Origin of the sequence: Rhodococcus sp. NPDC060090, assembly GCF_042729855.1 — a bacterium.
Classification (GTDB): Bacteria; Actinomycetota; Actinomycetes; order Mycobacteriales; family Mycobacteriaceae; genus Rhodococcus.
Window position 1 is genome coordinate 234452 of record NZ_JBHWXB010000007.1, and the last position, 22403, is coordinate 256854.

Below are 22403 nucleotides of genomic sequence, written 5' to 3' on the forward strand. Positions count from 1 at the left end.
CGAATCATGGCACCGAAACCTGACATGAAGTGTCGTGTTTGCCGGCCGAGCTCAGGACCGTTCGATTGCGCTGCGGTGCCGGTACGACGACGGGGACTGCCCGCAGAAGTCGCTGAACGCCCGAGCGAACGAACTTCCGTTGTCGAACCCGACGGCACGGGCGGTTTCCTGCACCGACTGCTCGGGCGAGGCGAGAAGCGCCATCGCGCGCAACATCCGGGCCTGGAGCAGATAGGTGCGCCACGACATCCCCACGTGCTCGTCGAACAGTCGGCGCAGGGTGCGATCCGATACCGATACCGCGCGGCCGACCTCGCCGATGGTGACGTCGTGGAGATTCGCCTTCGTGAACGCCATGGCGTCGTGCACCACCGGGTGGTCCGACATCGGCAGGCTGAGCAGCGCTTCGTCGGAATCGATGGTATCGAGGACGAGACCGCCGAGGGTCGCGAAGAAGCGCTCTGCGGTGTCATCGTCGGACAGCCTTCCGACGGGCCACCGCTGCGCGTAGATGATCATCTCCCGGATCAGCGGGGAGACGTCGAGGACGGCGGCGCGGTCGCCGTGGAACCGCACCAGTTCCGGATCGAACATCACCGCGATCGAGCGCACCCTGGGGCTCATGGTCGCCTGGTGCCTCAGTCCCGCGGGTATCCACACCGCTTGCTGCGGCGGTAGCAGGTAGTGGGTGGTCGCGGTCTCCACCTCGACCACGCCGCCCACGGCGTACTCGATCTGATGCATGTCGTGGCTGTGCCAGTCCGTGACGAGACTGCCGCCCTCGTAGAGGTAACTCCCGGCGGTCACGGCTGCGCTGCGACGCAGATTCTTGACGTTGTCCGATCCTGCACGATGTATGGCCGATTGTGTGGAGACGGTCATGTCCGTGAACGGTACAACAGGAGTAGCCACTATGTGACAAGCAGCACCAGGAGTGACAATGCAACTCGACGACATGATTCTCGTGAGCATCGATGACCACGTTGTCGAACCACCCGACATGTTCGCCCGCCACGTTCCGGCGAAGTACAAGGACGAGGCACCCAAGGTCATCGTCACCGAGCAGGGCGTCGATCAGTGGGTCTATCAGGGGAAACCGACCGGCGTCAGCGGACTCAACGCGGTGGTGTCGTGGCCGGCCGAAGAATGGGGCCGCGACCCCGCCAGCTTCGCGGAGATGCGCCCCGGCGTGTACGACATCCACGAGCGCGTACGCGACATGGACCGCAACGGCATCGTCGGATCCATGTGCTTCCCCACCTTCACCGGATTCTCGGCCCGTCACCTGAACCAGCACCAGGCCGAGGTGACCATCGTGATGGTGCAGGCCTACAACGACTGGCACATCGACGAATGGTGCGGTGCCTACCCCGACCGATTCCTGCCGCTCGCCCTCCTGCCCACGTGGAACGTGCCTGCGATGTGCGACGAGATCCGGCGTGTCGCGGCGAAGGGCTGCCGGGCCGTCACCATGCCGGAACTCCCCCACCTGGAGGGACTGCCCAGCTACCACGACATCGACTACTGGGGCCCGGTTTTCCAGACCCTGTCCGACGAGGGCGTGGTGATGTGTCTGCACATCGGCTCCGGGTTCGGCGCGATCTCGATGGCGAAGGACGCACCGATCGACAACCTCATCGTGCTCGCCACCCAGATCTCCGCAATCGCCGCTCAAGACCTCCTGTGGGGCCAGGCCATGCGGTCGTATCCCGATCTGAAGTTCGCCTTCTCCGAAGGCGGAATCGGCTGGATCCCGTTCTTCCTGGACCGCTGCGACCGGCACTACACCAACCAGCGCTGGCTTCGTCGCGACTTCGGCGGCAAGCTGCCCAGCGACGTCTTCAAGGAGCATTCCCTCGCCTGCTACGTCACCGACCCCACCGCGCTGAAACTGCGCCACGAGATCGGCATCGACATCATCGCGTGGGAGTGCGACTACCCCCACTCCGACTGCTTCTGGCCCGATGCGCCGGAGAAGGTTCTCGGTGAACTCGAGGCCGCAGGCGCGACCGACCCCGAGATCGACAAGATCACCTGGCAGAACTCCTGCCGCTTCTTCGACTGGGACCCGTTCTCGAAGATCAAGCGCGAGGACGCGACCGTCGGGGCGCTGCGAGCCAAGGCGACCGACGTGGACGTGTCGATCCGATCCCGTGCCGAGTGGGCGAAGCTCTACGAAGCCAAGCACAAAGATTCCGTGACAGCGGGGTGATTTCCCCGCAGTCGAGTGAAGCGGGATATACCTGACAGAAGGTGTCGTGTTCGGGCGTCACGCTGAGTGTCATGACCACGATGCAGACAGACCCGCGCCCCTTGTTCCGTGACGCCCTCGACTGGGTGGCCGGACTCATCGACGGAGTCCGGCCGGCCCAGTTCACCGACCCGACACCGTGCCCCGACTTCGACGTACGCTCCCTGATCGGCCACCTGGTATCCACCATCGACCGGGGCCGCGTCATCGGCGCAGGCGGCGACCCCTTGACCGTCCCGGAAGTGCTCACCGCACCCGACGACGGATGGGTCGCCGCACTGCGCACGAGCGCCGACCACTACTGGGAGGTGTGGAACGACGACGCGCTGCTCGACACCGTCGTCACCGCCCCCTGGGGCACCTTTCCGGGACGCGCCGCAGTCCTCATCGCACTCAACGAAGCACTCGTGCACGGATGGGACCTGGCCGCCGCAACAGGGCAGCCCGCGGAAGCCGACCCGGACCTGGCGAACGCAGCGCTCGGCATCATGCAGCGTGCGCTCCCCGAGACCCCGCGCGGCGGGCCCGTTCCGTTCGGCCCGGTGGTGGATTCCGCTCCGGCCGCGGGCGCGACCGAACGTCTCGCCAACTGGTCCGGCCGTGTGACCGAGCCCTGGAAGAACTGAGCCCCGGAAGAACTGAGCACGGATCCACAACGCCTCAGGGGCGGCACTCCTGGATGGAGTGCCGCCCCTGAGGCGTATGCGTGTTGTTACTTGGCTTCGGCTTCGCCCTCACTGCTCTTGGCGAGCGCGACCGCCGGGGTGTCGGGCACCTCGGCCGGCTTCTCGCTCGGCGTGAACGTGAACCTCGCGTTCTCGCCGGAGCCTTCGCCGTCCCAGCCCTCGACGTCGACCAGCACGATGTGACCGGCACCGATCTCGCCGAAGAGGATCTTCTCGGAGAGCTGATCCTCGATCTCGCGCTGGATCGTGCGACGCAGCGGCCGGGCACCGAGAACGGGGTCGAATCCGCGCTTGGCGAGCAACGACTTCGCCTTCTCGGTGACCTCGATACCCATGTCCTTGTTCTTCAACTGCACCTCGACGCGGCCCACCATCAGGTCCACCATCTGGATGATCTGATCCTGAGTGAGCTGGTGGAAGACGATGATGTCGTCGATACGGTTGAGGAACTCGGGCCGGAAGTGCTTCTTCAGCTCGTCGTTGACCTTGTTCTTCATCCGCTCGTAGTTCGACTGGTCGCCCTTGCCGGACGTGAAGCCCAGCCCGACGGCCTTGGAGATGTCGGACGTTCCGAGGTTCGACGTGAAGATCAACACCGTGTTCTTGAAGTCCACCGTGCGACCCTGACCGTCGGTCAGGCGGCCGTCTTCGAGGACCTGCAGGAGGGTGTTGTAGATCTCCTGGTGCGCCTTCTCGATCTCGTCGAACAGCACGACGGAGAACGGCTTGCGACGGACCTTCTCGGTGAGCTGGCCGCCCTCTTCGTATCCGACGTATCCGGGGGGCGCACCGAACAGACGCGACGCGGTGAACCGGTCGTGGAACTCGCCCATGTCGATCTGGATGAGCGCGTCGTCCTCGCCGAACAGGAAGTTCGCGAGCGCCTTCGACAGCTCGGTCTTACCGACGCCGGACGGGCCTGCGAAGATGAACGAGCCCGACGGACGCTTCGGATCCTTGAGTCCGGCACGCGTACGACGGATCGCCTTCGCGACCGCCTTGACGGCGTCCTCCTGGCCGATGATCCGCTTGTGCAGCTCGTCCTCCATGCGGAGCAGACGGCTGGTCTCCTCCTCGGTGAGCTTGAACACCGGAATCCCGGTCCAGTTCGCGAGAACCTCGGCGATCTGCTCTTCGTCGACCTCCGCGACTACATCAAGATCGCCTGCACGCCACTGCTTCTCCCGCTCGGAGCGCTGGGCGACGAGCTGCTTCTCCTTGTCGCGCAGGCTCGCGGCCTTCTCGAAGTCCTGCGCATCGATCGCAGATTCCTTCTCGCGACGCGCATCGGCGATCTTGTCGTCGAACTCGCGCAGGTCCGGCGGTGCGGTCATCCGGCGGATGCGCATACGCGCGCCCGCCTCATCGATGAGGTCGATCGCCTTGTCGGGCAGGAAGCGGTCGTTGATGTAGCGATCGGCGAGGGTCGCCGCAGCCACGAGCGCCTTGTCGGAAATCGACACGCGGTGGTGCGCCTCGTAGCGGTCGCGCAGACCCTTGAGGATCTCGATGGTGTGCTCGACCGTCGGCTCACCGACCTGGACGGGCTGGAAGCGGCGCTCGAGCGCAGCATCCTTCTCGATGTACTTGCGGTACTCGTCGAGAGTCGTCGCGCCGATCGTCTGCAGCTCACCGCGAGCGAGCTTCGGCTTGAGGATCGATGCGGCATCGATCGCGCCTTCGGCTGCACCCGCGCCGACGAGCGTGTGCAGCTCGTCGATGAACAGGATGATGTCGCCGCGGCTGTTGATCTCCTTGAGCACCTTCTTCAGGCGTTCCTCGAAGTCGCCGCGGTACCGGCTGCCCGCCACCAGGGAACCAAGGTCGAGCGTGTAGAGCTGCTTGTCCTTGAGGGTTTCCGGGACCTCACCGTTGACGATCGCCTGAGCCAGGCCCTCGACCACGGCGGTCTTACCGACGCCGGGCTCGCCGATGAGCACCGGGTTGTTCTTGGTACGGCGGGACAACACCTGCATGACCCGCTCGATTTCCTTCGCACGACCGATGACCGGATCGAGCTTGCCTTCGAGAGCGGCCTGCGTGAGGTTCCGGCCGAACTGATCGAGCACGAGCGATGTCGACGGGGTACCTGCCTCGCCGCGACTGGTGCCTGCTTCCTGAGGCTCCTTGCCCTGGTAGCCCGAGAGCAACTGGATGACCTGCTGACGGACCCGATTCAGGTCGGCGCCGAGCTTGACGAGCACCTGGGCCGCCACACCTTCGCCCTCGCGGATCAGGCCGAGGAGAATGTGCTCGGTGCCGATGTAGTTGTGACCGAGCTGTAGCGCCTCACGGAGGCTGAGCTCGAGCACCTTCTTGGCACGGGGAGTGAACGGGATGTGCCCGGACGGGGCCTGCTGTCCCTGGCCGATGATTTCCTCGACCTGACTGCGGACGCCCTCCAGGGAGATCCCCAACGACTCGAGCGACTTCGCCGCCACGCCCTCACCCTCGTGGATGAGGCCCAGGAGGATGTGCTCCGTGCCGATGTAGTTGTGGTTGAGCATCCTGGCTTCTTCTTGGGCCAGGACAACGACGCGCCGCGCGCGATCGGTGAACCTTTCGAACATCGCACTCCCTCACACTCTCGGCCGACGGATCCGGTACGAGGATTGTCCGGACCCCGGCAGCCGCTCTTCGCTCCGGCTCTCGAGTCGTTCACATCGAACCCTGCGAAAGGTTCTACGATCCCACTCGACACTCTAGTTGGCGTGAATTCCACACGCTTCCCCTCCACCCTGGAAGGTGGTAGCGGAAAACACGGCTACAAGAGGTAACGCTGCACGTGACGCATACGTTTCCGCAACCTGTACGCCAGAAGCGAACAGGCGGTCAGCGAGTGAGAACCTGCTGGATCCATCGAGCGGCACTCTTCGGTGCCCGCTCCGGATCCATGAGCGCGTTCCCCGCGAGAGGACTGTCCTCCCGTCCAACCGTACCCGGTTCGAACGGGCGCAGGGAACGGCCGGAACCCCGCAGCAGCTCGATGGCCGCGAGCAACGACCCTTCGTCGGCGACCGCCCGGTCGAAGGTCTCGGCGTCGACACCGAGATGCTCGGAGAGCAGCCTGGTGCGCAGTTCTGCCGCGACGCGTCCCACGGCGTCGCCCGCTTCGGCCGACTCGATCGCGAGATCGCATTCGGTGTCGAAGCCCATCGACCGGTTGTTCAGATTGGACGAACCGATCCGCACCAGCGTGTCGTCCATGATGACGACCTTGGCGTGCACATAAATCGGTTCCCCCGCCTCGGTCACCGGGTAGTACGTCTCGAATCTGCCGTGGACGTCGGCGTCCCACAGCATGTGCAACAGGGAGCGTCGCGCACCGTCCATCGCCTTCCGCTCGAGCCAGCCTTCCGCGTTGCGGGGTATCACCAGCACGACCTCGGGTCCCTCGGGCTCACGCAGACGAGCGGCGATCGCCTCCGCGAGTGTGCGGGACGCCAAGTACTGGCTTTCCAGGTACAGCGTCCGCTGTGCTCCCTCGATCACCGCGAGGTAGAGGGCCTCGACCTCGAAGACGCCTTCGTCCGCGCCGTACTTCGGCAGAGTTCTGGAAATGGACACGTCGACGTCGGTGAGGGTCGAGTCGAGTCCGTCCGGCCAGATTGCGTCGCGGGGCCCGACCGGGTCGAGTTCCACCCCCGTCGCAGCCTTCCATCGCGCCCGCGCCTGGTCGCCGAGCGCTCGCGCCGCCGCACCGTCCACGGCAGTGGTGACGTCGTGCCACGGACCGTATCGACGTCCGCTCGGTTCGCGTCGATATCGGCTGAGGTCGCGATGCTCCGAGGTGTCCCACCGATCTACGGTCATGTCGATGCCGCCGCAGAACGCGAGTGTGTCGTCGACGACGAGGATCTTCTGGTGATGGGCAGCGCCGACAGGATGCGCCCCGTCCATCTCGAAATGCAGGCGAGGGCTGCTGAGCCAGTCGAGTACGAATACCGGCGTCATACCGCGTCCGATCGCGGCGAGTGCGCCGATGTTCCACTTGAGCAGATAAAGGTCGAGATCGGGGTTCTGCTTCGGGAGCCAGTCCAGAAATGCACCGAGACGGTTGGGACCGTCGAGGGTCCGGCCGTCCGGTTCGAACTTGATACGTGTGTCGAAATCCCAGCCGATCAGCATGATGCGTTCACGCGCCTGCAGCATTGCCGATTTCGCATAGCGAAAATAATCGGCCGCGTCGACGATGAACGTGAGACGGTCGGCAGATTCCGTCCGCCAGCAGGTGTTCCCGGGCACGAGCACACGATCGACCATGGTGCGGATGTTATACGCCCGGCGGCGGCGCCGAAAGCGCGCGTGCCCGGAATGCGACAGCACCGCCGGAATCCACAGTTGCGGAACCGACGGTGCTGTCGCTGGTGGGGAAAACTCAGTGCGCGTTGTTGTACTGCTCGATGATGTCGGCCGAGATCCGACCACGCGCCGAGACCTGGAGATCGTTGTTTCGCGCCCATTCACGGATTGCCGCGGTTTGCTCGCGATCAGTAGTTCCCCGCGACGACTTGCTTGCCACCGGTGCACTCTGAACAGCTTTGCTGCGCTTACGGCCGCCGACCTTGCGCGCGTGCTGAATCCAGTATTCCAACTGTTCCCGCAACGCTGCCGCATTGTCTTCCGACAGATCGATCTCGTAGGTCACGCCGTCGAGTCCGAACTCCACCGACTCGTCTGCCGTCGATTCCTGGTCGACATCGTCGATAAGTGTGACGGTGACCTTCTTTGCCATGTGCTGGAAACCCTCTCGATGAAGAAATGCGCTCTCCCCCCACGGGACGAGACCACAATACCCCGCAATTAACGCATGTCTATACCGAGAGGTTTCCGGCCTTTTCAGCGAGTGGTCGGGCGAACAATGGGGAAGAGGATAGTTTCTCTGATTCCCAGTCCGGTCAGCGCCATCAACAACCGGTCGATTCCCATCCCCGTTCCCGTGGTGGGCGGCATTCCCTGTTCCATGGCGGCGAGGAAATCTTCGTCGAGCACCATCGCCTCATCATCACCTTCGGCAGCGAGACGCGCCTGATCCATGAAACGCTCGCGCTGGATCACCGGATCGACGAGTTCGGAATAGCCAGTGGCAAGCTCGAACCCACGCACATAGAGATCCCACTTCTCCGTGACTCCGCGCACAGTGCGGTGATCGCGAGTGAGCGGCGACGTCTCGACCGGGAAATCACGGACGAAAGTCGGCTCGTTCAATTGGTCGCCGCACATGTGCTCCCACAGCTCCTCGACAAGCTTGCCGTGGCCCCATCCCTTACCCTCGGGAATTTCGAGCCCCGCCTTGCCGGCCAGCGCGGTCAAATCCTCGATCGTGGTGTCGGGGGTGACTTCGGTTCCGATCGCCAGCGACAATGACGGATACATTTCGAGAACTTTCCATTCCCCGCCGAAGTCGTATTCGGTGCCGTCCGCCAGGGTGACGACGTGGCTGCCGAACACGGCGAGTGCGATCTCCTGGACCACCTCGCGAATCATCTTCGCAGAATCGTCGTACGTGCCGTAGGCCTCGTAGGTCTCGAGCATTGCGAATTCCGGCGAATGGGTGGAATCGGCGCCCTCGTTGCGGAAATTTCGGTTGACTTCGAAGACCTTGTCGATTCCGCCGACAACACAACGCTTGAGGAACAGTTCGGGCGCGATGCGCAGATACAGGTCCAGGTCGAGCGCATTCGAGTGCGTCACGAACGGGCGTGCCGCCGCACCACCGTGGAGCGTCTGCAGCATCGGCGTCTCGACTTCGAGGAATCCTCGGCGTTCGAGCGCACTACGCAACTCACGCACGACCTCGGCACGCATACGTGCATTCTTGCGTGCCTCCGGGCGGACGATCAGGTCGACGTAGCGCTGCCGGACCCGGGATTCCTCGTTCATCTCCTTGTGCGCGACGGGGAGCGGGCGCAGCGCCTTCGAGGCCATCGTCCAGGAGCCGGCCATGACGCTGAGCTCACCGCGCCGTGAACTGATCACCTCACCGTGGACGAACACGAAATCGCCCAGGTCGACGAGCCCCTTCCATTCGGCGAGGGATTCCTCCCCGACCGCGGCGAGGCTGACCATGACCTGCAGCTGGGTTCCGTCGCCTTCCTGCAGCGTGGCGAAGCACAGCTTGCCGGTGTTGCGCATGAAGATCACACGTCCGACCACCCCGACCTGCGTTCCGGTCGCAGTATCCGGCTCGAGGTCCGGGTACTCCGCACGGATCTCCGCGAGCGTGTGCGTGCGCGGCACGACGACGGGGTACGCATCCCTGCCTTCGGCGAGGAGTCGTTCGCGCTTTTCGCGGCGGACCCGGATCTGCTCGGGGGTATCGTCGGGCTGCTGAACGCTGGCATCACTCACGGGTAACCAGACTATCCGAGAGCGCCGCATCACAACGTCTCAGCCGTACAGTTCCTTCTGTACCGCGTCTTCTGCGCCCTCAGTGTGCAGTGACGCGCTCCACGTCAGCGACGATGTGCTCGGCCTGAGTGACGGCGTGAACCATGTTCGCCGACCTGATCGCGTCGTAACCGCCCACCATGTGCATGACACGACGCAGCCCTTGCAGTTGCAGGCCCGTGACGAGGCGGTGCGAATCGGTGCCCTCGGCGGACACCAGGATCCATTCGACATCCGGGTCGACGGCGACGGCCAGGCGACCGGGATGCGAAGGGTCGAGTCGTTCTGCGACCAGCTCCGCTGAGATTGCGAGTGCACCCGGCAGGGTGCCCTGAACCTCGCGCTGAGCGTTGGTGCGGACATCGACGATCACCGCACCTCGAGCAACAGCGGCAGCCAGCTCGGTGGGGTAGGTGCGCTCGACGGCAAGCGGCAGAAGCGCAACCGGAGCGGAGACAGATGCAGAAAAGGACGAAACAAGCGCAGCGCGCATGAGAGAACTCCCGGGAATGTGTTATCGGTCGAGGCGGACGTCAGCCTCGACAACACTCCTGGGCACTCATGCGGCGGATCACGGGAAGCATTCTTACACAGAATCCCGCCGCGTGGAAGCCTCCACGACTCCCCGCCGCGCCACACGGCGTTCCTGATTCCGCTCGTAGACCAACCTCAACCCTTCGAGAGTCAAATCGGGTTCGTGGTGCTCGAGCAGGCGCGACTCTTCCATGATCAACGGCGCGCTGTCGCCGGTGCCGATCACCACGACGTCGTCACCACCGAATCCGGGGACCTCCGCACACACACGGCTCACGAGTCCGTCGACCATGCCTGCGAAGCCGAAAACCGCTCCCGATTGCATGCATTCGACAGTGTTCTTGCCGAGCACGGCGCGCGGGCGCACGAGTTCTACCATGCGCAAGGCCGCCGATTGGGACGCCAGTGCGTCCATCGAGATCTGCACGCCCGGGGCAATGCATCCACCGAGGAACTCACCCTTGGCGGACACCACATCCACACAGGTCGAGGTACCGAAGTCCACGACGATACAGGGGCCACCGTAGAAATGATGGGCGGCAAGGCTGTTGACGATCCGGTCGGCGCCGACCTCCTTCGGATTGTCGACGAGCAGCGGAACACCTGTACGCACACCGGGTTCGACCACCACATGGGGAACCCGATCCCAATACCGGGCGAGCATCACCCTCAACTCACGCAACACCGACGGGACCGTCGACAACGCTGCGACGCCGGTGATCTGCTCCACGTGATCGCCCAGCAATCCTCGGAATGCAAATGCGAGTTCGTCCGCGGTCATCCGCGAATCTGTACGAATACGCCAATCTCGCAGCAGTTTTGCGTGCGAACCGCTGCCGGTGAACAGGCCCAGAACTATGTTGGAGTTCCGGACATCGACAGCCAGGAGCACCGCTACACCATCGATGCGGCGTTGAGGGTCGACAGCATCCGAGGGGTGATCAGACCCGATCCCTCGGGGGCGTGCGCCGGGTCGCTGCCGAGTTCCACCTGACGGTTCTCCGCATCGACGAACACGACATGCGGAGCGTAGTCCTTGCATTCCTGCTCGTTCATCACGCCGTAGGCAATGAGGATCACCAGATCGCCGGGGTTGACGAGATGTGCTGCAGCGCCGTTGATCCCGATGACTCCCGAGCCCCGCTCGCCGGCGATGACGTACGTTTCGAGGCGGTTGCCGTTGTCGATGTCGACGATGCACACCTGCTCACCCTCGAGCAGATCCGCCGCGTCCATCAGGTCCTGGTCGACCGTCACCGAACCGACGTAATGCAGGTCGGCGTGGGTCACCGTTGCGCGGTGGATCTTCGACTTCATCATGGTGCGGAACATGTCGGTCCTCAGTTTCTTTCGTCTCGTCGTGAACTCGCGTCAGTGAGCAAGCAGGTCGTCTTCGACATCCGGGTCGACAGGGCCGGCAGCCCGTTCCAGGAAACCGGTTCCGACTGCGACACCGACGTTGTCGATCAAACGGGTGGACCCCAGCCGTGCGGCCACCAGCAACCGACCGTCTCCGCGCTCGGGTGCGTCGCCGAGGTCGGCTCCGCGCAACTCCAGGTAGTCGACCTCGATCGCAGGTGCGGAGGCCAGCACATCGCCGGCCGCAGACAGGATCGCGTCGGCCCCGCCGGAGGCGGCATGCGCGCCTGCGACCAGCGCCGCGGACAGGACCATGGCAACCTCGCGTTGTTCGGCGTCCAAGTAGCGGTTACGCGACGACAACGCCAGACCGTCGGATTCACGGACGGTGGGCACGCCGACGATCCGAACGTCGAAGTTCAGATCCGTCACCATCTGGCGGATCAACGTGAGCTGCTGGTAGTCCTTCTCGCCGAAGTACGCGCTGTTCGGTCCGACGACCTGCAGCAACTTCGCGACAACCGTGAGCATGCCTGCGAAATGGGTGGGGCGGGATGCGCCCTCGAGTTCGGCACCGAGCGGCCCCGGGTGGATCACGGTGCGGCGTCCGGCCGGGTACATCGAGGCGGCGGACGGGACGAATGCGAGCTCCACGCCGGCTTCGCGCAGCAACTCGAGATCCGCGTCGACGGTGCGCGGGTACGCATCGAGGTCCTCGTTCGCACCGAACTGCAGTGGGTTGACGAAGATCGACACGACCACGACTGCACCGGTCAGCTTCGCCTGACGCACGAGCTCGAGGTGCCCGGAGTGGAGAGCTCCCATCGTCGGCACCAGGGCAACAGTGCGACCGACACCGCGCAGCGCCTTGGTGACCTTGGTCAAGGCAGCCGGGTCGTGGTGCACGGTCAGTTCTCCACGCACGTATCCGCGCTGTGTCGTTTCACTCACCGTGATCAGCCCCTTCGAGGATTTCCATAAGTTCCGGTTTCGAACCGGTGCGCTGCGCCGATCGCAGCGAAAGTGCGCGGTATCCGGCGGCGATCCGTGGATCGACCTCCTCGAGCACACGCAGGTGTGTGGCCACCGCATCGGTATCACCACGCGCCACCGGGCCCGTCAGGGCCGACGGGCCACGCCGAAGCACATTGTCGAGGGCTGCGGTGAGCAGCGGCGCGATCACGCGTTCGGCGACGCCACCGGGATCGGCGTCGACGAGTTGCTGGCCGAGGAGCTCCTCCCCCGCCAGCGCGACCCGGAGAGCTTCGACGGCGTCGGATACGAGCGTGACCAAGTGATTGCTGCCGTGGGCGAGAGCTGCATGGTAGAGCGGGCGCATCGATTCGGAGACGCGGACAGGTTCACCACCGGTCTCGATGACCAGTGCCTGCGCGATCGCGTAGCCGATCTCGTCGGCGGCGGTGATCCCGAAACACGCCGACGACAGGCGTGCAGTGTCCTCGTCGTGACCGGTGAAGGTCATCGCGGGATGAATCGCGAGCGGTGTCGCGCCGACTGCGGTGAGCGGCGCGAGAATCTCGATGCCGTGCGCGCCGGAACAGTGCACCACCAAGGTTCCACGGCGGACGACTCCGGTGGAGGCGAGACCTGCGGCCAGGCCGGCAAGCTCCGAATCGGGTACTGCGAGCAGGAGCAGATCGCGATTGCTCGCGACCTCGTCGACGGGCAGGATCTGCGAATCCGGCAGGCGCGTCCGGGCACGATGCTTGGACGCTTCCGACACAGCCGAACAGGCGACGGCGACGTGGCCTGCACGTTCGAGCGCCGCTCCGAGTGCGGTTCCGACACGTCCTGCAGAGATGATGCCCACTGACAACCGGGCAGGTGCAGGCGCGTTTGTGATCCCGAAGGAAGTCACGGGGGTCCTCTCGTTCGTTCCAGTCCCGCGCGGCGGGTACCAGACGTTCTGCACGACAATAGCGCGCGGACTTTGTGACAGGCCATGGCGAACAGGGGTGATCTATACCTCACCAGCTCGACCAGCGGGTTCGGGTCTCAGCACCCCCCTCGTCTCAGCACCCCCGACGTCTCAGCACCCCCGACGTCTCAGCACCCCGACGGAGTCTCAGCGATCCGACGACAGATTCGCCAGGATCTCGGCGACCGAACGCCCTTGCGCGTGGCTACCGGACGACTCTGCATCGAGGCGACGGCGGGCGCGGCGACCTGCGGGCACGCCCGGGGTGTCCGACTCCCCCTCCGCGGTGTCGCGTTCTTCTGCTGCCTCGGCGTCAGTATTCGACGTCTCGGCGCCGAGAGTCACGACTTCCGTCTCCGCGGTCAGAGGCTCGTCGTCGGGCGATGCGAACGCCGGACCCGAGGGGCTGGGCGCGTTCACTCGGGGCGCACCGTCGAGTTCGCGGACGGAGGCGCCCTTCAGCGCGGGAGCATCGTCGGGGAGCTTCCCGTCGAACAACGCTTCGAGGCTGCGGCGCAGAGCCGCAAGTTCGGTCCGCAGCGCGGTCATCTCGTCTACGTCGATCCGGAGCTCGGATCGGACCTTCTCCTCCACGCCCAGTTCGTACTCGCGACGCGCGGAGATCTCTCGTTCGAGCTGCAGCTCGTACACGGTCTTGAGATCTTCCGCCTTGGCCTTGTCGAGTGCCGACTCACGGCGATATTTCGTCATCGCGATTGCCCCGACGACCGCGCACCACAGGGCGACGACCACGGCGATCCGGAGCATTTGGACGCTGTCGCTGAACACGAGCAGCAACGAGGCCGCCATGGCCAATGCAAGCAGCCCGGCGACGACGACCGAGCCGGAACTGCGCCACTGCCGCCGATCCTTGCTCTCGCGCCCCCGAAACACCATGGCTACCAGCGTACTGGTCGATGGCCTACCAGGTCGGATCTCGCAGCGATACGTCGACGCATGTGCGTCGACGATCAGCGGCTGTGACCGAACACGCCGTCAGGTGGCAGGCTCGGACGGCTCATCCGGATCCTCCGGTGTCCGGCAACAGTGCTCGAGCCACAACGCGGCAGCGACGAGCACCACACCTGCCACCGCGCCGACGATCACGCCCGTGGTGTCCTCCGACGCCGCCCGCACGATGCCCCGCTGCGGCAGGAGATACAGCAGAAAGCCCACCCACACGCCGGTACTCGCTGCGCCGACGAGCGCAGACGCCTTCGCGAGCGCCACCGACCGCGCCGCGGTGATCGGATGCAACTGGCGTGGACCGTCGCCGAGCTGATGGTTGTTCACACGTGAACGGATCATGAATGCGAGCACCGCTTCGAGCGCAGCCACGAGGTACAACGAGGCACCGGCATAGCCGGGAATCGGCGGCAGCGAACCGTACATGGTGCGTATGAGCAACCAGGCGATGACCGCGGCGAGCAGCGCAAGAGCCAGCAGGTCGCGGATCCGGGTCGCCTTCATCACGGGCGATCCCCGGGGTGGGACCCCGCGTCCGGCGCGTGATCGACGAGGACGAATTCGGTGCGGTGCACGCCGTCACGTTCGGTCTCGTCGAGGCCCGCGAGCCAGTCCGAGACCGGTCGGGTGTGCCCGTTCGCCGTCAGGTCCGCTTCCGGTTCGACGTCGAGCCAGGGCACCAGGACGAACGCACGCTCGTGTGCACGGGGGTGTGGAAGGAGCAACTCCGGATCGTCGCTGCGCACCTCGCCGGCACCGGTCCGGCAGACGACGACGTCGACATCGAGGCTGCGGGGACCCCAATGCTGCACCCGCACGCGCGCAGCAGCCGCTTCGAGGTCACGACCCAGCGTCAGCCAGTCGTACTCACCGAAATTCTCGTCCTCGGCCACCACGACCGCGTTGAGGAAATCCTGTTGCTCGACACCGCCCCACGGCGCCGTGGAATACACACGCGACACTGCTCGTACGCGCGGCCCGAGCTCGTCGACGACGGATTTCAGGTGCGCGAGCCGGTCTCCGAGGTTGGAGCCGATCGACAGGACCGCACGACTCATTCGGCGCTCCGGGTCCGGTCCACCACCACCGCCACGTCGGCGAACGTCAAGGGAATCGGCGCCGACGGCTTGTGCACGGTCACCTCCACCCGCGACACCCGGCCATCGGCCAGGACGCTCTCGGCGATCCGGCCGGCCACGGTCTCGATGAGGTCGTGCGCGGGACCGGCAACGATTGCTGCGGCGCGCTCTGCCAACCCCCCGTAATCGAGGGTGTCGACGAGATCGTCGCTCGTTCCCGCCTGAGCCAGATCGAGCCAGGCGACGATATCGATCAGGAAATCCTGTCCGTCACGCTTCTCGTAGTCGAACACACCGTGATTTCCGCGGACCTTCAGTCCGCGCAGCTCGATGCGATCACCCATCGTGCACACCTTCCGCACTGCCCCGTTGCCATGCCCGGACGACGGCGAGCGCATCGCGACTCGCCTGAACATCGTGTACTCGCACACCCCACGCACCGTGTGCCGCTGCGAGGGCCGAGACCACTGCGGTAGCGACCTCCCGCCCGTCGGGCGCGCGTGTGGTCCCGTCGGGTGCCGCAAGCAGCGACCCGAGAAATCGTTTACGCGACGCACCGATCAGCACGGGGAATCCGAGTTCGTTGAGTTCGGGTAGCCGCTGCAGGAGTTCCCAATTGTGGTTGGGGCCCTTCACGAATCCCAGACCGGGATCGAGGATGAGGTTCTCGCGGGCGACTCCCGCCGCGAGAGCGACATCGACCTGGGTGAGAAGTTCGTCGCGCACCTCGCGCACCACATCGTCGTAGTGGGTGCTTCCCCCTGCGTGCACGAAGTCGCCGGCCGGCCGCCAATGCATCAGGATCCACGGGATGTGTGCCGACGCCACCACCGACGCCATGTTCGGATCCGCCCGGCCGCCCGAGACGTCGTTGACGATCGTCACCCCGGCCTCGATGGCAGCCTCGGCGACCGACGCGCGCATGGTGTCGACGCTGGTGGCGATTCCGGCCGCGGAGAGAGCCTCGATGACCGGCGCGACGCGCGACGCCTCGATCGCGGGGTCGACCCGCGCCGCGCCCGGACGAGTCGATTCGCCGCCGACGTCGACGATGTCGACTCCGAGTTCACGAAGTTCGAGTCCGCGCGCGATGGCGGTGTCACGATCGAGGTAGCGCCCTCCGTCGGAGAAGGAATCGCTGGTGACGTTGAGTACACCCATCACGATGGGCCACTGTGCGTCCCGCACGATGGGCCACTGCGTGTCCTGAAGGAAGCTCACCGGCGCAGGATGAGATCCAGGGCTTCTGCGCGAGACGCCGAACTCGTCTGGAACAACCCGCGGACCGCGGATGTCGTGGTGCTCGCTCCGGGCTTCCGGATGCCCCGCATCGCCATGCACAAGTGCTCGGCCTCGACCACGACGATGGCGCCGCGCGGCTCGAGCTTACGCACGAGTGCGTCGGCGATCTGGCTCGTCAGGCGTTCCTGCACCTGCGGCCGCTTCGCGTAGAGGTCGACGAGTCGTGCGAGCTTGGACAGACCCGTCACGCGTCCGGTGGACCCGGGGATGTAACCGACGTGCGCGACACCGTGGAACGAGACCAGGTGGTGTTCACACGTCGAGTACATGGGAATGTCGCGCACCAGGACGAGTTCCTGGTGGCCTTCGTCGAAGGTGGTGTTGAGCACCTCGTCGGGAACGGTGAACAATCCGCTGAACACCTCGCGGTAGGCCCGCGCGACACGTGCTGGGGTGTCGCGCAACCCTTCACGCTCGGGATCCTCGCCGACAGCGATGAGCAGTTCCCGCACGGCTGCTTCGGCCCGATCCTGATCGAAGGGACGGCCCGACGACAAGCTCAACGACTCCGCGCCGTCATGGTTGCCCGAGGCAGAACTCGCCTCCGTATTGAGGTGATTCACCGACACCCGACGTCCTCCACTTTCTGATGTGATCTGGGAACTACGCTGCAACCGACTATCTCAACGATGACCGGTCGGGCCGTCCCACGGTTGAGTGGGGGGAGGCTCGGGCTGGTTCCGACCTTCGTCGTCACCGCGCTGGACGCCCGGGTCACCGCGCTGAGCGCCCGGGTCACCGCGCTGAGCGCCCGGGTCACCTCCTGCACCGTTGACGCCGTCGGCACTGCCCTGTTGCGTCCAGTCGGGGTATCCCCGCTGGTAGATGCCGCCGGACTGGTCCTGCGACTGCTCGGGCTGTTCCTGCGGCGGCCACCCGGGCGCGGACCAGCCAGCGGGGGCACCGTAGTCGGGACGGGTCGCGTGGCGCGGTCCGCCCGAATTCTGGCCGGCAGGCGGGAAGCCCGGCATGGGCTCCGACACGGGCACCGGCTGCGGAGCCTGGTAGCCGTTGCCCGGACCGGATGGCTGGTGCTGCTGAGGGGCCGGCCCGGCCGGCCGCGGCGTCTGGCCTGCGGGCGGCTGCGGGAACATCTGCTGGGTCGGAGCCGACCCAGCGGGCTGCGGTGCCTGACCGGCAGGCTGCTGAGGCGGGTACGCCTGCTGCTGAGGCGGGAGTTGCTGCTGCTGGGGCGGCTCCGGCTTGGTCAGCGACGGCGGCTCCGGCGGCCACGGCTCGCCGCGTTCCTTGGCGAGTTCGCCGGGAGTCTTGATCGGCGGCTTGTCCGACGGAACGCGATCACCGAAATCGTTGAACGCGGTGATCCGGGGGCGTTTGTCGACCGACGCGAGGATCCTCTCGAGGTCCTTCCGGGTGAGGGTCTCGTGCTCGAGCAGTTCACCGGCGAGCAGATCGAGCGCATCGCGATACTGGTTGAGAATCGACCATGCTTCCGTGTGCGCCGCCTCGATCAGATTGCGCACCTCCTCGTCGATCTCTCGCGCAACCTCGTGCGAGTAATCGGACTGCACACCCATGGACCGGCCCAGGAACGGATCGCCCTGTTCCTGGCCGTACCGGACAGCGCCCAGCTTCGGGCTCATGCCGTATTCGGTGACCATCGCGCGCGCGATCTTGGTCGCCTGATCGATGTCGGACGAGGCGCCGGTGGTGGGCTCGCGGAACACCAGTTCTTCCGCGGCGCGGCCACCCATGGCCATGACGAGCCGGGCGATCATCTCGGAGCGGGTCATCAAACCCTTGTCGTCCTCGGGCACTGTCATCGCGTGTCCGCCGGTACGGCCGCGCGCGAGGATCGTGACCTTGTAGACGGGTTCGATGTCGGGCATCGCCCACGCAGCAAGGGTGTGTCCGCCCTCGTGATAGGCGGTGATCTTCTTCTCGTGCTCGCTGATGATCCGGCTCTTACGGCGCGGACCACCGATGACGCGGTCGACGGATTCCTCGAGGATCGCCTCGGTGATCACGCTGCCGTTCTCGCGGGCAGTCAGCAGCGCGGCCTCGTTGACGACGTTCGCGAGATCCGCGCCGGACATGCCGACGGTGCGCTTCGCCAGGCCTTCGAGGTCGGCGTGTTGATCGATCGGCTTGCCCTTGGAGTGCACCTGGAGGATCGCACGGCGACCGGCCAGATCCGGGTTGCTGACGGGAATCTGCCGATCGAAGCGTCCGGGCCGCAGCAGTGCGGGGTCGAGGATGTCGGGACGGTTCGTGGCCGCAATGAGGATGATGCCCTGTCGGTCGCCGAAGCCGTCCATCTCCACCAGCAACTGGTTGAGCGTCTGTTCACGCTCGTCGTGTCCGCCGCCGAGTCCCGCGCCGCGCTGGCGACCCACCGCGTCGATCTCGTCGACGAAGATGATGCACGGCGCGTTCTGCTTGGCCTGCTCGAACAGGTCGCGAACACGGGAGGCGCCGACACCGACGAACATCTCGACGAAATCGGACCCGGAGATGGTGAAGAACGGGACACCGGCCTCACCCGCGACAGCGCGAGCGAGCAGGGTCTTACCGGTGCCGGGCGGCCCGAACAGCAGCACGCCCTTGGGGATCTTCGCGCCCAGCGCCTGGTAGCGGGCGGGGTTCTGCAGGAAGTCCTTGATCTCGTACAGCTCTTCGACGGCTTCGTTCGCACCTGCGACATCGGCGAAGGTCGTCTTCGGCATGTCCTTCGACAGCTGCTTGGCCTTCGACTTGCCGAAGCCCATCATGCCGCCGCGGCCGCCGCCCTGCATCTTGCTCATCACGAAGATGAAGACACCGAGAAGGATGATCATCGGCAACACGAACAGAAGGATCGACGTCAGCCAGCTATCCTGAGTGACCTGTGTGTCGAACGACTCGGCATCCGACGCCGCGACCTTGTCGAAGACCTGCTCGGACGCCGATTCCGGGTACTTGGCGAGGATCTCGGCCGAGCCCTCGGTCGCGTCGTTACCGCTTTCGAGCCACAACCGAACCTGCTGCTCACGGTCGTCGATCTGTGCTTGTTTGACGTTGCCCGCGTCGAGTTGCGCGATCGCGACGGAAGTATCGACCTTCGTGAATCCGCGCGTGTCGTCGCCGAAGTAACTGAAGGCATAGATGACCAACAGGATGCCGAGGACTATCCCCAGATTACGAAACACTGTCTTGCGGTTCATACAGGTTCGGCCGGGTCGGCCGGTCCTTTCGATAGTGATGTCAGCAAGGTGGTCGTGGCTCTGCCGTACCCGTGACCAATCGGGCACCGCAAGGTTACCGCGTGGCGTTGCCATGACGCCTCTGCGTAGGTGGCCTGGTATGACAACGCGCGGAAACACTCCGAGGTTCCCGCACCATCCGGCAGCGCATTGTGCCGTATCCGACGCGTCGGCATGTGGGAAAATCGGGCATGGCCACGCGGGATCCGGACCCCACCCGGACGGCCGGCACCCGACCGGTCGACCTCACCGTCGCGACACCGACGCGCCCCGACATGCTGGACTCCGGCGACCCGATCACTCTCAACGATGTGGAGGCCGGGCAACGCATCGACGACTTCGACCTGCTCACGGCTCTGGGGACCGGCGCGTTCGGCCGCGTGTTCCTCGCACGCCAACAGTCGATGCAGCGTCTCGTCGCGGTGAAGGTCTCACGAAACAGCGGAAACGAAGCACAAACCCTCGCTCAGCTCGATCACGACTACATCGTGCGGGTCTTCGACCAGCGGATCCTGCCCGAACACGGCCTGCGACTGCTCTACATGCAGTACCTGCCGGGCGGGACGCTGCTGCGTGTGTTGCACAAGGTGCGGGCGACGCCGCCGGAGCAACGCTCCGGTCGGCTGCTCCTCGACTCCGTCGACGAAGCCCTCCAGGACAAGGGCGAGATCAGACCGTCCGAATCCACCGTCCGGGAATGTCTCGCGGGCCTGACGTGGCCGGAGACCGTAGCGTGGCTGGGCAGGCGTCTCGCCGAGGCGCTTCACTACGCCGAGAGCCGCGGCGTGCTGCACCGCGATATCAAACCGGCGAACGTACTGCTCACGGCCGAAGGTGTGCCCAAGCTGGCCGATTTCAACATCAGCTTCGCCGAGTCGGTGGACGACAGCTCACCTCTCGCCTATCTCGGGGGCTCGCTCGCATACATGTCGCCCGAGCAACTCGAGGCATGCCACCCCCATCTGCCCCGCAGTGCCGCCGACCTCGACACCCGCAGCGACATCTACGCGCTCGGCGTGATGCTGTGGGAGTTGCTCACCGGAAGCAGACCCACCGACGACCGCGGCGCCCACGTCGCGGAGGCACCCACGATGGACGCCCTCGACGCGATGCTCCGCAGGCGCGGCGCCCCACCCGACCTCGACGCTCTCGCGCAATTGCCGAACGATTGTCCGCAGACCCTGCGACGTGTGCTCATGCGGTGTCTCGCACCCGAGCCCACCGACCGGTGGGCCTCCGGCGCCGAACTGGCGCAACAGTTCGACCTGTGTCTCGACGCGCGCGCCCGCGAACTCGTGGACCCACCGCCCGAGAGCTGGCGGGCACGGCTACGCAGGCCCGTGACCCCGCTGATGATCGCGGCAATCGGCATCCCCAACGTGCTGGGGGCGCTCTACAACTTCCAGCACAATCGGAATCTGATCGTCGACCACCTGGCGCCGGAGGCTCAGCTCCAGTTCCAGACCGTCGCGCTGATCATCAACGCCACCGTGTTTCCTCTCGGTGCGCTGGTGATCATCTATCTGGCGCGGCGACTGATCACTGTGCCTCGCGGACTGCGCCGCGGGCGGCAGTACGACGCCGTCGCACTCGCGCGTGCCCGACACGATGCACTACTCATCGCAGATCGCGTCACGGCGGTGGTGATGACACTCTGGGTGCTGTCGGGAATTCTGTTCCCGGTGGTGATGGAGTTCGTGTCGGGGGCCCTCGACGGCAGGGCGATCACCCACTTCGTCGCCTCGATCGTCGTGTGCGGGGCGATCGCCGTGGCATACCCGTTCTTCTTCGTCTCGTTCTACATGGTGCGGTCGATCTACCCGGCGTTCCTGCCGCACGGAGCGACGGACCCCACCGATGCCCGCGAACTCGAAGGGCTGCACCGTCGCAGCATCCGCTATCTCGCCGTCGCAGCGGCCGTGCCCCTCACCGCGGTCGCGGGGTCGACGTTCCTCACGATCGACGAGGTCCCTCAGGTTCAGCTCGCGGTCCGTGTGCTCTCGGTAGGCAGCATCGGCGCGTTCGTCCTCGTGTACTGGCTGTTCCGGCTCATGGAGCAGGATCTCGAGGCACTGCAGCGGTCCGTGGCGGTCCGTCCCGACCGTCGGCTTCGGTAGTCTTCTCAGCGCCGGCTGCTGTACACCTTCGGATCGAGGGTGCCGATGTACGGCAGGTCGCGGTACCGCTCGTCGTAGTCCAGGCCGTAGCCGACCACGAACTCGTTGGGGATGTCGAAGCCGACATCCGCGACCTCGACATCGATCTTGACGGCGTCGGGCTTACGCAGCAGGGTGACGACTTCGAGTGAGGCGGGGTTGCGGGTCTTGAGGTTTCGGAGCAGCCACGACAGGGTCAGACCCGAATCGATGATGTCCTCGACGATCAGCACGTGACGGCCCGCAATGTCCTTGTCGAGGTCCTTGAGGATGCGCACCACACCGGAGGACGACGTCGACGAACCGTACGAGCTGACGGCCATGAACTCCATCTGCGTCGGGATCGGCAGTGCGCGAGCGAAGTCGGTCATGAAGAAGATCGCGCCCTTGAGCACGCCGATGAGGAGCAGATCCCCTTCGGGAGCACCCGGCGGATACCGCTTGGCAACCGACTCTGCCAGTTCTGCGGTGCGCTTCTCGATCTCTTCCTGCGAGATCAGCACCGACGCAATATCGCCTTCGTACACCGGGTCCTACC

At 65.4% G+C, this 22403-nt stretch carries 21 protein-coding genes; 3 read left to right on the plus strand and 18 right to left on the minus strand.

Features of this window, described 5'->3' with window-relative positions:
* Positions 1 to 51: 51 nt before the first annotated feature.
* On the minus strand, positions 52 to 882 hold the full coding sequence (locus tag ACFWCF_RS12250; RefSeq protein ID WP_378561360.1) for an AraC family transcriptional regulator: 831 nt from the start codon (positions 880 to 882) through the stop codon (positions 52 to 54).
* A 58-nt stretch (positions 883 to 940) separates the two neighbouring features.
* On the opposite strand from ACFWCF_RS12250, the gene ACFWCF_RS12255 reads away from it, so the two are divergent.
* Both ACFWCF_RS12255 and ACFWCF_RS12260 read left to right on the plus strand, forming a co-directional pair.
* On the plus strand, positions 941 to 2212 hold the full coding sequence (locus tag ACFWCF_RS12255) for an amidohydrolase family protein (protein ID WP_378561363.1): 1272 nt from the start codon (positions 941 to 943) through the stop codon (positions 2210 to 2212).
* Positions 2213 to 2283: 71 nt separating this feature from the next.
* Positions 2284 to 2877, plus strand: a complete 594-nt coding sequence (locus ACFWCF_RS12260; protein ID WP_378561366.1) for a TIGR03086 family metal-binding protein — start codon at positions 2284 to 2286, stop codon at positions 2875 to 2877.
* A gap of 86 nt (positions 2878 to 2963) precedes the next feature.
* Here ACFWCF_RS12260 and ACFWCF_RS12265 read toward each other — a convergent pair whose 3' ends face one another.
* From ACFWCF_RS12265 to ftsH, 16 genes are all read right to left on the minus strand, one after another.
* On the minus strand, positions 2964 to 5507 hold the full coding sequence (locus tag ACFWCF_RS12265) for an ATP-dependent Clp protease ATP-binding subunit (RefSeq protein WP_378493178.1): 2544 nt from the start codon (positions 5505 to 5507) through the stop codon (positions 2964 to 2966).
* A gap of 262 nt (positions 5508 to 5769) precedes the next feature.
* Entirely contained in the window at positions 5770 to 7200 is a 1431-nt protein-coding gene (locus ACFWCF_RS12270) for a phospholipase D-like domain-containing protein (protein WP_378561369.1), read from the minus strand.
* A 115-nt stretch (positions 7201 to 7315) separates the two neighbouring features.
* Positions 7316 to 7672, minus strand: a complete 357-nt coding sequence (locus tag ACFWCF_RS12275) for an Lsr2 family protein (protein WP_378561372.1) — start codon at positions 7670 to 7672, stop codon at positions 7316 to 7318.
* Between the two features lie 104 nt (positions 7673 to 7776).
* A complete protein-coding gene (gene lysS, locus ACFWCF_RS12280) occupies positions 7777 to 9318 on the minus strand; it encodes a lysine--tRNA ligase (RefSeq protein WP_378561375.1) in 1542 nt (513 codons plus the stop codon).
* 49 nt (positions 9319 to 9367) lie between these two features.
* Positions 9368 to 9820 carry a rhodanese-like domain-containing protein gene (locus tag ACFWCF_RS12285; RefSeq protein ID WP_378561378.1) on the minus strand — a complete coding sequence of 151 codons (453 nt, stop codon included), beginning with the start codon at positions 9818 to 9820 and terminating at the stop codon, positions 9368 to 9370.
* A 93-nt stretch (positions 9821 to 9913) separates the two neighbouring features.
* Entirely contained in the window at positions 9914 to 10753 is an 840-nt protein-coding gene (locus ACFWCF_RS12290) for a type III pantothenate kinase (protein ID WP_378561381.1), read from the minus strand.
* Positions 10754 to 10755: 2 nt separating this feature from the next.
* The gene (panD, locus tag ACFWCF_RS12295) at positions 10756 to 11193 is read right to left on the minus strand and encodes an aspartate 1-decarboxylase (RefSeq protein ID WP_378561384.1); all 438 of its coding nucleotides are present in this window, start codon (positions 11191 to 11193) and stop codon (positions 10756 to 10758) included.
* Between the two features lie 39 nt (positions 11194 to 11232).
* Complete coding sequence (gene panC / locus ACFWCF_RS12300; protein ID WP_378561387.1) at positions 11233 to 12171, minus strand: pantoate--beta-alanine ligase; 939 nt, start codon at positions 12169 to 12171, stop codon at positions 11233 to 11235.
* A complete protein-coding gene (locus tag ACFWCF_RS12305; protein ID WP_378561390.1) occupies positions 12164 to 13099 on the minus strand; it encodes a Rossmann-like and DUF2520 domain-containing protein in 936 nt (311 codons plus the stop codon). Before ACFWCF_RS12305 ends, panC begins: the two co-directional genes overlap by 8 nt.
* A 207-nt stretch (positions 13100 to 13306) precedes the next feature.
* Positions 13307 to 14056: a DUF6779 domain-containing protein gene (locus tag ACFWCF_RS12310; protein ID WP_378561393.1), complete on the minus strand. Its 750-nt coding sequence runs from the start codon at positions 14054 to 14056 to the stop codon at positions 13307 to 13309.
* 99 nt (positions 14057 to 14155) lie between these two features.
* Positions 14156 to 14629: a DUF3180 domain-containing protein gene (locus ACFWCF_RS12315; RefSeq protein WP_378492171.1), complete on the minus strand. Its 474-nt coding sequence runs from the start codon at positions 14627 to 14629 to the stop codon at positions 14156 to 14158.
* Positions 14629 to 15183 carry a 2-amino-4-hydroxy-6-hydroxymethyldihydropteridine diphosphokinase gene (gene folK / locus ACFWCF_RS12320; protein ID WP_378561396.1) on the minus strand — a complete coding sequence of 185 codons (555 nt, stop codon included), beginning with the start codon at positions 15181 to 15183 and terminating at the stop codon, positions 14629 to 14631. The genes ACFWCF_RS12315 and folK overlap by 1 nt, the downstream gene beginning before the upstream one ends.
* A complete protein-coding gene (gene folB, locus ACFWCF_RS12325; RefSeq protein ID WP_378561399.1) occupies positions 15180 to 15548 on the minus strand; it encodes a dihydroneopterin aldolase in 369 nt (122 codons plus the stop codon). The genes folK and folB overlap by 4 nt, the downstream gene beginning before the upstream one ends.
* Complete coding sequence (gene folP, locus ACFWCF_RS12330; protein ID WP_378561493.1) at positions 15541 to 16365, minus strand: dihydropteroate synthase; 825 nt, start codon at positions 16363 to 16365, stop codon at positions 15541 to 15543. The genes folB and folP overlap by 8 nt, the downstream gene beginning before the upstream one ends.
* Positions 16366 to 16421: 56 nt before the next feature.
* Complete coding sequence (folE, locus tag ACFWCF_RS12335; protein ID WP_378492146.1) at positions 16422 to 17075, minus strand: GTP cyclohydrolase I FolE; 654 nt, start codon at positions 17073 to 17075, stop codon at positions 16422 to 16424.
* A 54-nt stretch (positions 17076 to 17129) separates the two neighbouring features.
* Positions 17130 to 19670: an ATP-dependent zinc metalloprotease FtsH gene (gene ftsH / locus ACFWCF_RS12340; protein WP_378561402.1), complete on the minus strand. Its 2541-nt coding sequence runs from the start codon at positions 19668 to 19670 to the stop codon at positions 17130 to 17132.
* A gap of 230 nt (positions 19671 to 19900) precedes the next feature.
* On the opposite strand from ftsH, the gene ACFWCF_RS12345 reads away from it, so the two are divergent.
* Positions 19901 to 21826: a protein kinase gene (locus tag ACFWCF_RS12345; RefSeq protein ID WP_378561405.1), complete on the plus strand. Its 1926-nt coding sequence runs from the start codon at positions 19901 to 19903 to the stop codon at positions 21824 to 21826.
* A gap of 5 nt (positions 21827 to 21831) precedes the next feature.
* Here ACFWCF_RS12345 and hpt read toward each other — a convergent pair whose 3' ends face one another.
* Positions 21832 to 22392, minus strand: coding sequence for a hypoxanthine phosphoribosyltransferase (gene hpt, locus ACFWCF_RS12350; RefSeq protein WP_378561408.1), 561 nt, complete (start codon positions 22390 to 22392; stop codon positions 21832 to 21834).
* Between the last annotated feature and the right edge of the window lie 11 nt (positions 22393 to 22403).

Bases quoted from the DNA above. Each gene is read 5' to 3' on its own strand.
- ACFWCF_RS12250 (WP_378561360.1), bottom strand. From the start codon at position 882: ATGACCGTCTCCACACAATCGGCCATACATCGTGCAGGATCGGACAAC.
- ACFWCF_RS12255 (WP_378561363.1), top strand. From the start codon at position 941: ATGCAACTCGACGACATGATTCTCGTGAGCATCGATGACCACGTTGTC.
- ACFWCF_RS12260 (WP_378561366.1), top strand. From the start codon at position 2,284: ATGACCACGATGCAGACAGACCCGCGCCCCTTGTTCCGTGACGCCCTC.
- ACFWCF_RS12265 (WP_378493178.1), bottom strand. From the start codon at position 5,507: ATGTTCGAAAGGTTCACCGATCGCGCGCGGCGCGTCGTTGTCCTGGCC.
- ACFWCF_RS12270 (WP_378561369.1), bottom strand. From the start codon at position 7,200: ATGGTCGATCGTGTGCTCGTGCCCGGGAACACCTGCTGGCGGACGGAA.
- ACFWCF_RS12275 (WP_378561372.1), bottom strand. From the start codon at position 7,672: ATGGCAAAGAAGGTCACCGTCACACTTATCGACGATGTCGACCAGGAA.
- lysS (WP_378561375.1), bottom strand. From the start codon at position 9,318: ATGCGGCGCTCTCGGATAGTCTGGTTACCCGTGAGTGATGCCAGCGTT.
- ACFWCF_RS12285 (WP_378561378.1), bottom strand. From the start codon at position 9,820: ATGCGCGCTGCGCTTGTTTCGTCCTTTTCTGCATCTGTCTCCGCTCCG.
- panD (WP_378561384.1), bottom strand. From the start codon at position 11,193: ATGTTCCGCACCATGATGAAGTCGAAGATCCACCGCGCAACGGTGACC.
- ACFWCF_RS12310 (WP_378561393.1), bottom strand. From the start codon at position 14,056: ATGGTGTTTCGGGGGCGCGAGAGCAAGGATCGGCGGCAGTGGCGCAGT.
- ACFWCF_RS12315 (WP_378492171.1), bottom strand. From the start codon at position 14,629: ATGAAGGCGACCCGGATCCGCGACCTGCTGGCTCTTGCGCTGCTCGCC.
- folK (WP_378561396.1), bottom strand. From the start codon at position 15,183: ATGAGTCGTGCGGTCCTGTCGATCGGCTCCAACCTCGGAGACCGGCTC.
- folB (WP_378561399.1), bottom strand. From the start codon at position 15,548: ATGGGTGATCGCATCGAGCTGCGCGGACTGAAGGTCCGCGGAAATCAC.
- folP (WP_378561493.1), bottom strand. From the start codon at position 16,365: ATGGGTGTACTCAACGTCACCAGCGATTCCTTCTCCGACGGAGGGCGC.
- ftsH (WP_378561402.1), bottom strand. From the start codon at position 19,670: ATGAACCGCAAGACAGTGTTTCGTAATCTGGGGATAGTCCTCGGCATC.
- ACFWCF_RS12345 (WP_378561405.1), top strand. From the start codon at position 19,901: ATGGCCACGCGGGATCCGGACCCCACCCGGACGGCCGGCACCCGACCG.